Source organism: Sphaerospermopsis aphanizomenoides BCCUSP55, assembly GCF_001586785.1.
Lineage (GTDB): Bacteria > Cyanobacteriota > Cyanobacteriia > Cyanobacteriales > Nostocaceae > Sphaerospermopsis_A > Sphaerospermopsis_A aphanizomenoides_A.
The window spans coordinates 34,391-49,159 of record NZ_LUFH02000004.1 but is presented as its reverse complement, the minus strand read 5'-3'; the positions used below and the strand labels follow the sequence as shown (position 1 = coordinate 49,159).

General features: G+C 37.4%; 14 protein-coding genes. 7 read left to right on the top strand and 7 right to left on the bottom strand.

What is annotated here, in order from left to right:
* Positions 1 to 113 precede the first annotated feature (113 nt).
* Complete coding sequence (gene cofH, locus A0J48_RS01745) at positions 114 to 1,253, bottom strand: 7,8-didemethyl-8-hydroxy-5-deazariboflavin synthase subunit CofH (RefSeq protein WP_200319746.1); 1,140 nt, start codon at positions 1,251 to 1,253, stop codon at positions 114 to 116.
* Between the two features lie 24 nt (positions 1,254 to 1,277).
* Here cofH and A0J48_RS01740 point away from each other — a divergent pair, with 24 nt between their 5' ends.
* The 3 genes from A0J48_RS01740 to A0J48_RS01730 all read left to right on the top strand — a co-directional run bounded on the left by A0J48_RS01740 (position 1,278) and on the right by A0J48_RS01730 (position 6,026).
* Complete coding sequence (locus tag A0J48_RS01740; RefSeq protein ID WP_200319744.1) at positions 1,278 to 2,855, top strand: LA_3751/LA_3752 family putative glycosyltransferase; 1,578 nt, start codon at positions 1,278 to 1,280, stop codon at positions 2,853 to 2,855.
* A gap of 31 nt (positions 2,856 to 2,886) precedes the next feature.
* The gene (locus A0J48_RS01735; protein WP_200319742.1) at positions 2,887 to 4,566 is read left to right on the top strand and encodes a glycosyltransferase family 39 protein; all 1,680 of its coding nucleotides are present in this window, start codon (positions 2,887 to 2,889) and stop codon (positions 4,564 to 4,566) included.
* A 218-nt stretch (positions 4,567 to 4,784) separates the two neighbouring features.
* On the top strand, positions 4,785 to 6,026 hold the full coding sequence (locus tag A0J48_RS01730; protein WP_200319740.1) for a glycosyltransferase: 1,242 nt from the start codon (positions 4,785 to 4,787) through the stop codon (positions 6,024 to 6,026).
* Between the two features lie 29 nt (positions 6,027 to 6,055).
* On the opposite strand, the gene A0J48_RS01725 is transcribed toward A0J48_RS01730, so the two are convergent.
* The 4 genes from A0J48_RS01725 to A0J48_RS01710 form a co-directional block, all read right to left on the bottom strand.
* Positions 6,056 to 6,340, bottom strand: coding sequence for a peptidase (locus A0J48_RS01725; RefSeq protein WP_200319739.1), 285 nt, complete (start codon positions 6,338 to 6,340; stop codon positions 6,056 to 6,058).
* 161 nt (positions 6,341 to 6,501) lie between these two features.
* On the bottom strand, positions 6,502 to 8,016 hold the full coding sequence (locus A0J48_RS01720; RefSeq protein WP_200319737.1) for a sensor histidine kinase: 1,515 nt from the start codon (positions 8,014 to 8,016) through the stop codon (positions 6,502 to 6,504).
* A complete protein-coding gene (locus A0J48_RS01715) occupies positions 7,961 to 8,638 on the bottom strand; it encodes a response regulator transcription factor (RefSeq protein WP_200319735.1) in 678 nt (225 codons plus the stop codon). Before A0J48_RS01715 ends, A0J48_RS01720 begins: the two co-directional genes overlap by 56 nt.
* Positions 8,639 to 8,708: 70 nt before the next feature.
* Positions 8,709 to 9,293: a carbonic anhydrase gene (locus A0J48_RS01710; protein ID WP_200319733.1), complete on the bottom strand. Its 585-nt coding sequence runs from the start codon at positions 9,291 to 9,293 to the stop codon at positions 8,709 to 8,711.
* Between the two features lie 344 nt (positions 9,294 to 9,637).
* On the opposite strand from A0J48_RS01710, the gene A0J48_RS01705 reads away from it, so the two are divergent.
* A complete protein-coding gene (locus A0J48_RS01705; RefSeq protein WP_200319731.1) occupies positions 9,638 to 10,078 on the top strand; it encodes a DUF4363 domain-containing protein in 441 nt (146 codons plus the stop codon).
* Between the two features lie 48 nt (positions 10,079 to 10,126).
* Here A0J48_RS01705 and A0J48_RS01700 read toward each other — a convergent pair whose 3' ends face one another.
* Positions 10,127 to 10,678, bottom strand: a complete 552-nt coding sequence (locus A0J48_RS01700; protein WP_200319729.1) for a 3'-5' exonuclease — start codon at positions 10,676 to 10,678, stop codon at positions 10,127 to 10,129.
* A gap of 7 nt (positions 10,679 to 10,685) precedes the next feature.
* Complete coding sequence (locus tag A0J48_RS01695) at positions 10,686 to 11,147, bottom strand: hypothetical protein (protein WP_234300664.1); 462 nt, start codon at positions 11,145 to 11,147, stop codon at positions 10,686 to 10,688.
* 88 nt (positions 11,148 to 11,235) lie between these two features.
* On the opposite strand from A0J48_RS01695, the gene petN reads away from it, so the two are divergent.
* The 3 genes from petN to A0J48_RS01680 all read left to right on the top strand — a co-directional run bounded on the left by petN (position 11,236) and on the right by A0J48_RS01680 (position 14,756).
* Positions 11,236 to 11,322 carry a cytochrome b6-f complex subunit PetN gene (gene petN, locus A0J48_RS01690; RefSeq protein ID WP_013189847.1) on the top strand — a complete coding sequence of 29 codons (87 nt, stop codon included), beginning with the start codon at positions 11,236 to 11,238 and terminating at the stop codon, positions 11,320 to 11,322.
* 7 nt (positions 11,323 to 11,329) lie between these two features.
* Positions 11,330 to 11,491: a hypothetical protein gene (locus tag A0J48_RS01685; protein WP_200319727.1), complete on the top strand. Its 162-nt coding sequence runs from the start codon at positions 11,330 to 11,332 to the stop codon at positions 11,489 to 11,491.
* Positions 11,492 to 11,654: 163 nt separating this feature from the next.
* Positions 11,655 to 14,756: a GAF domain-containing protein gene (locus A0J48_RS01680; RefSeq protein ID WP_200319725.1), complete on the top strand. Its 3,102-nt coding sequence runs from the start codon at positions 11,655 to 11,657 to the stop codon at positions 14,754 to 14,756.
* Positions 14,757 to 14,769 lie beyond the last annotated feature (13 nt).

Below are 14,769 nucleotides of genomic sequence, written 5' to 3'. Positions count from 1 at the left end.
GTAATGGGTAATGGGTAATTGGTAATTGGTAATTGGTAATTGGTAATTGGTAATTGGTAATTGGTAATTGGTAAATTTTCTCCCCTCAACCCTACACCCTACACCCCTACACCCTACACCCCTAAACCCTGATACAAAGTATTTCGTTGCTGGTAAGGTCTGTTAAGGGAAGCGATCGCACTTTGTAGAGTTTCGACTTCCATGCACGTACCACCGATCGCTCCTGCCATTGTGGTAATGTGTTCTTCCATCAATGTGCCACCAATATCATTACAACCCCAAGTTAAAGCTTCTGTCGCACCCGCAAGACCCAATTTTACCCAACTGGGTTGATGGTTAGGTATGTAGTTTCCTAAGAATATCCGCGCTACCGCAGTTAATAAAAGCGCATCTGCTAACACTGGTTGATCTCTTCCTACCCGACGACGTAAAGATTTAGGCGCTTCTTGACCAACGAAGGGTAAGATGATAAATTCTGTTATTCTGGCTGGATATCCTTTTTCTAAGGCTGTTTGTTGGAGCGATCGCAATTTTTCTAAATGTGCAGTTTGCTGTTCTGGAGTTTCAATATGCCCAGATAACATTGTACTGGTGGTGGGTACACCTAGTTTGTGAGCCGTACTGACAATTTCTAACCAAGTTTCAGTATCAATTTTTTCGGGACACAATACCCTTCTGACTTCATCATCTAACACCTCGGCTGCTGTTCCCGGCATCGAACCCACACCTGCATCCCGCAAAGCTGCTATCACTTCAGTGTAGGAAATTCCGTCAAGTCTGGCAATAAATTGCACTTCCTGGGGAGAAAAAGCGTGTAAATGTAGCTGAGGAAACTCCTGTTTAATGGTTTCTACTAACTTTATGTAATAGGGTAAGGATTTACCGTTGATTTGCGCTTGTGGGTTTAATCCCCCTTGCATACAGATTTCTGTTGCACCTCTATGCACTGCATCTGTAGATTTTTCCAAAATTTGCGCCCAATCTAACCAGTAAGCATCCGTATCACCATCATCTCGTCTGAATGCACAAAAACTACAGTGCTGCTCACAAATGTTAGTAAAATTAATATTACGGTTTATTACGTAAGTTACGGTCTCACCAGCTTGTCTTTGTCGCAGTTGGTCAGCTGTAGCCCGAATAGCATTTACAGCTTGGGGGTCAGTTTGTTTTAATAAAACTACTGCCTCAGATGGTGATATATTAGACCCTAGCAAGGAACGATCAAGAATAGTATCCAAAGTTATATTAGTCACAGTCTATCAAATTTTTATTACCGTATGAATAAATTAAAAACCAATGCACCATTATTAATCATTTTATCAGGTGTGATTTTCTCTTTATATTTACTGTCACAAGTTCCAGATGATCTTTACTTTAGTGGTGATGGTGGACTCAAGGCATTGTTAGCTCAACAACTAAGTTCTGGCAATCTACACTTTGATTTAAATCTACAAGTACCGCCATGGGTAAAGACGATCTGGAATAGTGGATTATACCCTTTTGAGCCACCGTTTAGCTACAAAATTAATAACCTCTATTATATCACATTTCCGTTTACATTTCCCCTGGTTACGTCTCCATTTTATGGCATTTTTGGGTATAGAGGTTTTTATGTAGTTCCTTTAATTTCTACATGGCTAATTTGGTTAAGTTTTTATCGTTTATGTCAGTCTTTTAAAATCAATCAGTTAATCACCTCCATAGGTTTGATTACCCTAATTTTTGCTTCACCACTGACTATGTATAGTGCCATGTATTGGGAACATACACTGGCAGTATGTTTAGCCTTTACTGGTTTGGTGGTGATCTTCTCCAAGCAAGAAAATGACTTGAATAACAAAGAAGCTATTCTCAGTGGTATATTGATTGGTTTAGCCGTGTGGTTTAGACCAGAATTTCTAGCTTTAGTAGCTATTTTAATCATATTAATAATGGCCTCATATCTAACTAAATTAGATTTATTTACTATCATCAACAATAAACAAATAATATTTTCAGTGAGTTTAATAATTACAGTATTGTGTTTCTTCGCCTTGAATAAAATGATTTATAATCATCCCTTGGGCGCTCATGCATTCCAAGTTGTAGAAAATTTTTCTCTGTCTGAAAGATTATTAAAATCCTGGAAGTTTTTCAATGAACTCAAAGATAACTTATTAAAACATTTTCCAGTTATATACTTTGCCTTGGCGATTTGTGTAATTTCCATATTCAGAATAAATTTTAGAATCAACCCTGTTGCGATCCAAATCTTACTAATATCAATTTTATTTTTGTTGATAGTACCTATACTTATTCCTAGTGATGGTGGTAAACAGTGGGGTCCGCGGTTTTTATTAATTCTCATCCCATTAGTTAATATCATCGCCATATCGGGTTTAGATAAAACTTGGGAAATTAAGCAGTTTGGGATTAGATATATTAGCATGGCAATTTTAGCGGTGCTGTTTGTATGGGGATTTAATCTTAATATAATTGCAGGTACAAAAACTGCTTATCAAAAAGATAAACAAGAAAATGTAGAAGTTCTTGATTTTTTAAGGAAAGATAGCAATAAAATTGTAGCGGTAGCTAATCAGTATGTAGGTCAAAGTTTTGAAGCAACTTTCAATCAAAAAATATTTTTTCTGACCAAGAAACCTAATGATGTTAGTAAATTAGGATTGGCATTGCATGAACAAGGATATACAAAATTTCTGTATATATGTCCTGTATATGACAAATGCTTTGCATCTCCCCAAATACCTAATAAATTAAGAATATTTGCCAGCCCGAAAAAATTAACTATTCAGCTAAAAAACATCAAGGAAAATAAAAGATACAGAATAGAAGAAGCGACTATTGTTCAAGAATAAAACACAATCATATTCAACCTGATGAATAATAATGAAAACTAACTTAGCAAGTAATAACCTCAAACAACAGCTTTCCCTAGAAAAATTAGCATTGATAACAATAGCTATAGGAGTCATCCTCAGAATTATCAATCTCGGTACTAGAGAATTTTGGTATGACGAAGTTTTATCATTACTACTGTCTACCAGTAAAAATGGTATTTACAAAACTCCTGGAGATGTGCCGGTAGTATTGGCAGAATATACATCCTTATTAAGCTTACCCAAAGAAGCAAGTTTAGGGGATTTTTTCCAAACTATCATCGTGTTAATTAAAAGTCTTTTGGGTGGAGAACCTCATCCACCAATATTCTTTTTGAGTCAGCATTTTTGGTTACGTCTTTTTGGTAATAGCGAAGCAGGAACAAGGAGTTTAAACACCTTATTTAGCATTGCGGCTATGGGTGGTGCTTATGGTTTAGGTAAGTTATTTTTAGGACATCGTGGAGGACTATTATTTACAGCATTGGTGGCAGTTAGCCCATTTTATTTATTTCATTCTCTGAATGTACGAATGTATGCACCCCTGGTTTTGTGGGCAATTTTGAGTACATGGGCGCTACTATATATTATTGAACAAAAAAATTCCGACATTAGCCAAAGTCGTCGCAGTCAGTTGTTATGGAATGGACTTTTAATTATTTCTATTACTGCCGGTTTGATGACTTTTTATTTATATGCCTATTGGCTAATAGTTTTAGGAGTATTGGTACTTTATTTAGATAGAAGAAATTGGTTTCAACATGGCTTACGCTTAGGTACTGGCGTTTTATTAACCATGCCTTGGGTATTGTGGGGTACAATTAAACAACTGCGGAATGCTGACTTAGACCGTTTTGGTAAAGCCAAGTCTACATTACCTCCTTTTTTAAGACATTTACAGGATTTTACCAATACTTTGGGTACTGACATATTAATAGGAGACTGGGCAACTAGTTTAGATCCCATTGTCGTTACTTTAGCTGGTTGTTTAGTAATTTTGGCATTTTTAGGTTTTAGTATTCATTTGTGGAAACAAAATGAACATAAAAATTTAATTACTGTTTTAATATTAGGAATTTTACCTATATCACTAGCATTAATAGTAGACATTGCCACGAAAAAGTTTACCTTGGGTTTTGGCTTTGGCAGAACAATGATTATTATTCTCCCAGGCTGTTTATTATTAATAAGTTTGTGGTTAGAAAAAGCTGTTGCTAAAGAATGGCGTACCCTTGTAGCTGCTGGTATATTACTGATATATCTAACTATTAGTATCGGAGATTTTAGTCTCCGAAATCGTGTGGTTTTTCGATCAGTTGCAGAATTGATGGCTAAAGATGGAAATCAACCAACTTTAATTGCTATGAACTCTAAAGCTTGGGGTCATGTTATGCGTGTGGCTTATTATATTCCTAGTTCTTACCCTGTGATGCTTCTATCCCAAAAACCTTCAGAACTAGCAAATTCTTTAGAAAAGGTTCTCAAGGAAGAACCAGGTAGATATTCCCGAATTGTTTGGCTAAATAGTGCTAATCCTTTGTGGTCACGGTTGAAAACAGAAGCGGAAGTAAAGCAGCAAGAAGAGAAAATTCAACAAGTTTTGTCTTCTGGGTTTAAATTACAAGAAACTCAAAATCTTTCCGGGACAATGACCCTTGATAATTTTACGGCTAATCTTTACACACCCTGACCGGGAAATTAAATTGACAATTAGTGATTAAATGTAAAGTTACGATGAATTAAATGAAAATACTGACACCAAAAACTTTTTCAACACTTAACATTAAAACTACACAATTGCCAAGAGAATAAAATAAACATAGGAAACAGTAAAAAAAGTATATAGTATATCAAGATACCGCGCCATTAAAAGTAAAATTTTACACCTAGATACTGAAATTTTAATTTATGGATTTCCATTCCTCAAATTCCTTATTAGCAGTTCCCACTGGGGCATTAAAGATTTCTGAACATCCATCAGCAGATGAGTTTGGAGACAAGCCCATTCTTCTGTCTCTAGTGATTCCTACTTATAAAGAACGTGACAATATTGAGAAGATCGTCAATATCCTCAGTGGGTTACTGGATGAGGCTATTCCTGGTAATTATGAACTCATTGTAGTGGATGATGATAGTCCAGACTTGACTTGGCAAGTAGCACAATCTTTGATACCAGATTATCCTCAGTTGCGGGTAATGCGTCGTCAAGAGGAACGGGGACTTTCTTCAGCAGTGATTCGCGGTTGGCAAGCTGCCACAGGGCGGATTTTAGGTGTAATTGACGGAGATTTGCAGCACCCTCCAGAGGTATTGTTCCAACTGTTGCAGAAGATAGAACAGGGGGCAGATTTGGCTTTGGCCAGTCGTCACGTAGATGGTGGTGGTGTCAGTAGCTGGAGTGTGATTAGGCGCTTTTTGTCTCGTGGAGCGCAGGTCTTAGGGTTAATTATTTTACCAGGTGTACTAGGAAGAGTTACTGACCCGATGAGTGGTTATTTTATGGTGCGACGGAGTGCGATCGCAGGTGCAACCATGAATCCTGTAGGGTATAAAATTCTCCTGGAGGTAATCGGTCGTGGACAAGTGAGGGAAATCGCGGAAGCTGGTTATGTATTCCGTGAACGCACAGAAGGCGAAAGCAAGGTCACGTGGAAGCAATATGTAGAGTACATTCAACACTTAATCCGCTTACGGGTATCTACTGGACGGTTAGGAAAAATTAGCCGGAAGATTGATTTTCCCATTGGTAAATTTATCCGCTTTGGTTTGGTAGGACTAAGTGGGGTATTTGTAGATATGGCGGTACTGTATTTACTCAGTGATGATTCTACTTTAGGTTGGAATTTAACTCGCAGTAAAATCATTGCTGGTGAAGTTGCCATTTTCAATAATTTCCTGTGGAATGATGCTTGGACATTTGCAGATGTGTCTATGCAGCAAAAAGGATGGAGACAACGCATTAAAAGATTTCTCAAGTTTAATGTGGTTTGTTTAGCAGGGTTGGTAATTAATGTCTTGGTTTTGAATATTGTTTATAATTTCTTGATTCGTAATCAGTATATTGCTAACCTGATTGCGATCGCAGTTGCCACAATTTGGAATTTCTGGGTTAACCTGAAACTCAGTTGGCGGGTAACTGATGTGAAATAATCAGATTGGATGCAATCAAAAACCTGAGTTCAATTATTGATATTAGGTCTTTTTTTCTGATTAAATAATCCTGACATACTCATACCTGTCACCAGCAAACCAATCAGTCCAATGCCGTTCAAAATGGGGTAAATTGCCTGTAAATGGAAAATTTCCCCTGTATGAATTTTCAACATTAATCTAGATGAAAGTCCAATATTTATCGGCCATTCTTGGGCAACAGTTGCTAACATTCCCGTTAAGACTGTTAATAGAAGTGGTAAACAAATAATAATACCAATGATGCGGTGATACTTGCGGAATGCTTTTTTCATACTCATCCTCCAGAATAATTATTTAGTGTTACTGAATTTATGAGATGGCGTAAACACGAAACATCAAGCAATAATCCCCTAAACACCACTTGATAGCATAAAATAAACAAAGTAAAGAACTAGTAAAGAACCCTGACAGCTGAGAGAAATCGGTTTTATATTCACTCAAAAACTGGTAACTTCACCCGAAAACAACTACCCACACCAAGTTGACTCTTCACAGAAATTTCCCCACCATGAGCATGAGTAATAGCTTGAGCAATAGCTAAACCCAAACCAGAACCACCATGACGACGAGAACGAGCTTTGTCAGCACGCCAAAAGCGATTAAATACTAAAGGTAAATGTTCACTAGCAATACCAATACCAGTATCTGCCACTTCAATCATCACAAAATTATCCGATTTCATAATTTTTACCTTTACTAAACCACCTCCTGGGGTATATTGCAGGGCATTTTCTAGCAAATTTACGAATAGTCGCTGTATTTGATTTGCATTTCCCTTCACCCATACTTCATCAGTTTGAGGATTTTGGATTTTCCTTATATCTGAATTTAGTTGATAGACATGAGGGAAAAATTTGTTGTTTGGTTCGGAAAGCTGGAAACCATTTTGAGCTTTAGTAAAATCAGACTCCAGAGAAATTTCTAGGGTAATTTTATTTTCCTGTGCTTGCGGTTGTAAACTAGCTATTAAATCCCATAAAATTTCATCTATAGGTATAGGAATTGCAATTGTTGGCAAATTAACATCAGCAGAATCGTTTCTTGCTAATAACAGTAAATCTTCCACCAAGTGCGTCATTTGTCGCGTTGCACCTTCTATAATGGCAATTTTTTTGCTATCACTGGGATGGCGTTCTGGATGACTTTGCATCACTTCTACAGTTGTTTTAATCGCCGTCAGAGGACTGCGTAATTCATGGGACGCATCCGCAGTAAATTGTTGTAACTTCTGGAAACTCTGCTCAATAGGTTGCAAGGCTTTACTCGTCAACCACCAGCCTGTACCACCAATTAAAACCATTCCCAAAACACCGCCAAAACCTAAACCTATCAATAGTCTATTTAGTTCTTTTTGTACTTCTGTTGTCGATGCACTCACACGCACATAACCTAAAACTTGGCGATTTTTTTCGGAAAAATAAACTGGAATAGTTAATGTACGGATCTGATTTTTATGCCATGATTGAAAACTAGTCACAAATGGTACCTGCGGAAATTGTTTTCCCGCTTTTCCTAATAATTGCTTTTTGTGATCAAACCATTCTACACTTTGATTATATAGCCGCAAATCTTGCCAAGGAATATCTAAATCTCCATCATGATCCAAAATTCTGGGCATTTTCCGATGTACCGCTGTCCTATCTGCTTGAATAGACGATAAATTATGAGCCGCAGCATCTGCTAAAGTCAATAGCTGATGATCTAATTGTTGATACAAACTGTAAGCGAAAAAATGATAAACTCCCATTGATGATAGTCCCATCACTACTATCATCGCCAACAAATAAGATAACAATAGCCGCGAACTGGTAGCACGAAATTGGGAGTTAGATAAAATATTTCTCCACCGCCAAGGTACAATATATTTTCTGGATAAAAATCTGGTTTTGGTTCTAAAAGTTTTGGTTAAGCCGATACCCAAGCCCATAAACAGTTTCGATAAAATCATGTTTTGCTCCTGCGGCTTTGAGTTTTTGACGTATTCCCCGAATATGCACTTTGACTGTATCTTGTCCTGGTGTGTCAATAGATGACCACAGGTGGTCAAGTATTTGCTGACGACTGAGGACGTGACCATGATGACGAAGAAATAATTCTAATAATTGATATTCTTTTGGTGTTAATAATAATAATTGTTGTTGATAAGTAACGGTACAATTAGCAGGGTCAAGTTGCAGTTCTCCCCACTCTAAAAAGTTTGATACTGGCATACTTCCACGACGCAGCAAAGCCCGAATTCGTGCTAGTAATTCCTTTAAATCAAAAGGCTTGATGACGTAATCATCAGCACCAGCATCTAAACCTATGACTTTATCCGCACTGCTATCTTTCGCTGTCAACATCAGCACTGGCAGTCCATAACCATGTCGCCTTAATCTTTGACACAATTCTATACCATTCAATTTGGGTAACATCACATCCAGCAGAATTAAATCATAGCTGAATGCGGTAATGAAGTCCCATCCTTCTTCTCCGTCAATAGCTACATCAACGGCGTAATTGTTATCAGTTAGGGCTTCTGCAAGAGATGAAGCAATTCGTTCATCATCTTCTACTAATAAAAATTTCATCCAGTCATCACCCAGATAAATGTGTAATCTAAATTTGAATTATGACCTTCAAAAATTGGTCATAAATTAATCATGTCTGATTTTCAAGTCTTGGTAAGATAGTTTTGAATTCATCTTGGTTAAGAGTTGCCAAATAAAGCTCAACATCAATATCAGGATAGCGGTTGCGAATTAACCAATAAGCTCGATTTAAATAATCTGTATGTACTTGCAATTCTCGCTCTGGATCTTTGCTTAAATTAGGATCAATCATCATTGCATAAGCCCCACAATCTTGATGATCAATCACAATCACTTTCTGAATATGATGTAGTCGATAAGATATATCTAGTTGATCCCAAAATGCTTCCGCATCAGATGGGTGAGGAAAACCTGTTATAGCTAGAGAAGCACCTGCTAAAGCTGTCCAATCATATTCACCAAGAAGATGTTTATTCCTGAGAAAATAGCGTTCTGCTGTCAAAAACCGAAAATCAATACAACTAAGAACTAAAGCTTGAGGTTGATGAGTTTCGGCTTTAGCTGGTGCGGTTGATTGTAAGATACCAAATGCTACTGCTGCGGGCAGGAGAGATTTGAGAAAATGACGACGAGCAGTCAAAGGATGACAACAAAGACATTGAGTTACTTTTGATTGATTGGTAATATGATTCATCTTCTATTTTTCCGGCAAGTGATAATTGTGGTTGTTATCTTTATCTAATTGAATTTGAATTATTTCTAATATTCTACTAAATTATACTGTTTCCCTCTCCTAACTATGAAATTTATTTGGCACGACTACTTAATTGATGAGAAAACGTACTTCTGTAGATCAGTGCTACAAACAAATATTCTGACTCCTGACTACTGACTCCTGACTCCTGACCCCTGAATTCTTACACATATTTTGAATTTGGTCATGCATCTTTCCGAGTTCTTTACTTTTGCTGTTTTATTCTAGGAAACAATCAGGGTGCAAGTCATATATTTGCAGTTTTATCAACCAAGGAGTAGACAATGAAGCGTTTTCAGCCAATGTTAATTATTGCAGGTATCAGCTTACTGGCTTTAGTAGGTTGTACCAATGGCGAACAAGCCACTATCGAAACTACCCCTGCGGCAACTTCTAATAATACTTCTAATACTAATGTAGCAGGCAGTCCAGCATCAACAACCACACCAGGTAATGATGGTTTGTTAGCTGTAGTATCTAAAACTAAAACCGCAGTTACGTCTGGTGATTTTGTTCAAGCCAAAAAAGAATTTGATAAATTTGAGGATGTTTGGAAAGAAGTAGAAGACGGAATCAAAGCTAAATCTCGTGATAATTATGAAGCGATAGAAAAAAGCATGGATGACATCTCTGGAGAACTCAAAGCATCTAAACCCAAAAAAGACAAATTGTTAACAGAATTGCAGTCATTAGAAAAAACCATCAATGCCGTTTCTAAGTCTTAATTTTAATATTTATTTGATGGTAAATTGAGCGTGTAATTACTCTGAAGATTAACTGCTTTTTGTCATCTGCATATAACGGTAAATCGCTGCAATATTCCGGGCATCATCAATTCCCCTGTGATGTGTTCCTTGTAGTTCCATTCCCAATTTTTCAAGAGCTTGTGCCATACCAAATTTATGAGCTACACCCAAATATTCAGAAAATTCTTTTTTGATATTTCTGTGTTCTGATCCAAAGGGATATGGCACATGATGAAATTTACAATCTTGTAAAAATTGTGATTTGTCGTAATTTCCCCAAGAGCAAAAAATATAATTAGGAAATGAAGTCATCCATACTGTTAATTTGGACATGACTTCAGGAAAATGAGGTGCTGCATCAACTTGTTCCTGAGTAATGCTCGTTAAATTGGTGCAGAATTCTGTCAGGTGGGGATTTCTCACAGGTTTAATAAATTGTTGAAACTCAGAATCAATTTCCCACGTTTGGCGATTTAACATCACCGCACCAATTTCAATAATTTCCATTTCATGACGGGGAAAAGTACCTTTGTCACAGCAAGTAGCTTCTAAGTCAATGATGAGAAAATAGTGAGTCATAAATAATTCAAAATTCCGAGGAAAATGGTTTAACCCAACCCAGTAACATAGCTGTATCCAGCATAAGCGCCGCTACAGTAAACCACAAGACACTTTCCCCAGCTAATATCAAAAAAGGCAAAAGTGTGTGATGTATACGTAAGCCAAATTCTATTTGAGTTAATCCTCTCACTAAACCAAAAGCAAAGACAGCACCAGATTTAAGTTGCGGATTTTTATCTACGCGAATGATATAGCGATAGGTGACACCAAATAAGAAACCAGAAAAACCTGCAATACCAGCACTCAGCCAAAAATGTAAATCTAGGAAATTGTTTTCTTCCGTGGTGAGTATGGGAAGATACTTAGCCAGCAATAAATTATTGACAAGGCTGGTAATTAAACAAGCGAAACCAACTGACAAACCGCCAATTATAGCTGCTTTCAGTGATTCTAACCGTTCTACCATCATTTCCATCTTTTTGTTCATCCTCCTGTCAACACCATTGAGAAATCAACTGCCTTTCCCGGTATGATAAGTATTAGAGACGTTTTGCAATTATTTGAAAAGTAGAACTATGATTTTGACACTGGGTTGGGTATCACTTCTGGTTGTGTTCACTTGGTCGATTTCTATGGTAGTTTGGGGACGCAACGGACTGTAGAGGAATCGTGGAAAGTCCATACCTGAGTATTTTGGCTCTGGCTGCCCTAGTGCTGCTATTGGGAGTTACAGGTGGTGTAGTTTATTTAACCTTGGCAGACTGGCGCGATCGCCGTCGTCAAGAAGACGAAACCCGCGAACTTAAACGCAGCACTGCCAAACGACGCTGACTTTGACAGCACATCCCAAGCTGTTTCTGGGTTGAAAACCCTCTCATAGGGACACGATCTGATCGTGTCTCTATATATTCATATTATACAAATACCCTACATAAACCAATATTGAAGATTTCTTGTTACCTTATATAATAATTATAATTAAATACTGTGGTGGATGATACAGTCAACTTCCCAAACAGAATATCAACCAGGTATGATATTGTACCTAGATCAGAGTGAAAAACAAAAAGCTTTGTCTAGAGTAATTTCCCACATTCGAGAATCTCTGGATATAGACACCATCTTCAAAATAACAGTCACAGAAGTGCGTCAGTTACTCAACACTGACCGGGTTGGGGTGTTTAAATTTTATCCTGAGTTGGAATGGGAAGGCGAATTTATCTATGAAGACGTAGACACCCAATGGGTATCTATATTAACTACCAAATTGCATGACCACTGTTTTGCTGAAGAATTTGCCCAACTTGATCAGGAAGGGAGGATTCAGGCAATATCTGATATTTATCAAGATGTTGTCAGTGATTGTCACATGAAAATGTTGGAAAAATTCCAAGTCCGTGCTAACATTGCTGTCCCCCTCATGAAATGTAGAGACTTATGGGGATTACTTTGTATTCATCAATGTAGTGGCACTAGACAATGGGAAACCTCAGAAATTGAATTTGTGCAGTTAATTGCCGAACATCTGGGAGTTGCTTTACAGCAAGCAGATTATATAGAACAAATGAAACTACAATCTGCCCAACTTGCACAGGCAAAAGCCAGAGAAAAAGCCGCAGAATGGCAAAAAACCATAGCCAGAACCATTGAAAAAATTCGTCAGTCCCTAGATTTAGAAATTATTTTTCGTACCACCACGGAAGAAATTAGACAATTACTGAATAGCGATCGCGTTGCTATTTATCGTTTTAATCCCGATTGGAGTGGTGAATTTGTATTTGAATCTGTAGCCCCTGGTTGGGTTACACTCATGCAAGAACAGTTACAACGACCTGAATTAAGTGAAAATATCAGCGAATGTAAATTGAAAGAGATCATTGAACCACCCACAGATACATACTTACAAGATACAGGCGGTGGTCGTTTTGCTAAAGGTGAAGTATATCGTATTTGTAATAATATTTATAATGCAGGTTTTAACGAATGTTACATCAAAGTTTTAGAAAGCTATCAGGCCAGAGCCTATGTAATAGTTGCTATTCTTTTTAATCACAAAATTTGGGGTTTATTAGCAGTTTATCAAAACAAAGACACTCGTGATTGGCAAGAAGATGAAATTTATCTACTCACCCAAGTTAGTTCTCAATTAGGAGTAGCTTTACAGCAAGCAGAATATTTACAACAAATGCAAAAACAAGCAGCAGCAATTAGCAAAGCTGCGGAACGGCAAAGAGCATTAGTCAACACTGTAGATAAAATTCGTCAATCTTTAGATATTGATACCATTTTTAAAACCACCACTCAAGAAGTTCTCGGATTATTGGAAGTAGAAAGAGTGGCAATTTATCGCTTCTATCCAGACTGGAGTGGTGAATTTGTAGCTGATTCTATTATGGATGGTTGGACACCAATAGTTAAGCCCCAACCTGTCACCGAACGTTTGCTTTTACAAGGAACAAAAGCTGGGAAATATGCGCGGAATGAAGTTTTTGTTCCTATTTCTCAAGGTGAAAAACTGTGGGGATTATTAGTAGCTTATCAAAACTCCCAACCCCGTTATTGGCAAGATGAAGAAATTAATTTGTTAGCACAAGTTGGTGTGCAATTGGGTGTGGCATTACAACAAGCTGAGTCTTTAAAACAGGTACAAATCCAAGCCGAAAAACTCGCTCAAGCTGCCGAGAGAGAACGCAAAGCCGCAGAAAGAGAAAAAGCTTTAGCTGCAACTGTAGAAAAAATTCGCCAGTCTCTTGATCTCAATACTATTTTTGCCACCAGCACTCAAGAAGTCCTGCGACTATTGGAAGTTGATCGAGTGACAATTTATCGCTTCCGTTCAGATTGGAGTGGTGAATTTGTAGCCGAATCATTAGCTTATGGTTGGAAATCAATACAGGAACTTGTGCCTGTAATCGCAGATAATTATCTGCAAATAACTCAAAGAGAAGAAAATATTAAAGGGAACATTATTGTAGTTAAGGATACTTTGACTACAAATAATTCTACTCCCCATATTGCCCTCACTACACCGACAGAAATTAGAGCCTACCTGATTGTACCGATTTTTCAAGGAGAAAAACTTTGGGGATTATTGGCCGCTTATCAACATACCCAACCCCGTAATTGGCAAGGAGATGAGATAGATTTATTAGTACAGATTGGTTCGCAATTGGGAGTAGGACTCCAGCAAGCAGAATTGTTGGAACGTACCCAACATCAAAAAGAAGAAATCGCCCAAACTCTCAAAGAATTACAAGCAACTCAAAGCCAGCTAATTCAAAGTGAAAAAATGGCTGGTTTAGGACAGTTAGTGGCTGGATTAGCCCATGAAATTAACAACCCTATTAGTTTCATTTACGGTAATATTCCTTATGTGAAAAATCACACTGAAGATTTATTAAATTTGTTACTTCTTTACCAAGAACACTATCCTCAACCACAAGCAGAAATTAAACAGCAAGTAGCATCTCTGGATTTAGATTTTATTGCTGATGATTTACCAAAAATGCTCAATTCGATGATGATGGGTGCAAACAGAATTCGAGAATTGGTGCTTTCCTTACGGACTTTTGCTCGTTTGGATGAAGCTGAAAAGAAACCTGTTGATTTACATGAAGGAATAGATAGTACACTTTTAATTCTCCAAAATCGCTTACAACCACAGGGAGATTTTCCAGCTATTGAAATTGTGAAAGAATATGGAAATTTGCCTCCAGTATTTTGCTATGCAGCCCAGATGAATCAGGTGTTTATGAATATTATTAATAACGCCATTTGGGCTATAGAAAAATCCTTAGTAAAAGGGCTATTAACCGACAAACCTAAAATTTGGATTCGTACACAAGTGACAAATAGTAATTCTGTTTTGATTTGGATTGCAGATAATGGTTGTGGTATTCCCAAAGGCATGGAATCGCGTATTTTTGAACCTTTCTTTACAACTAAAGAACCAGGAGAAGGAACTGGTTTAGGGCTATCTATTAGCTATCAAATAATTGTGGAAAAACATGGAGGTCAAATTAACTGTGTTTCTGAACCAGGTCAGGGTTGTGAATTTTGGATTGAAATCCCCATGCAAGGGTTGTGTAGGGTGTAGAATCTAGGTTGTA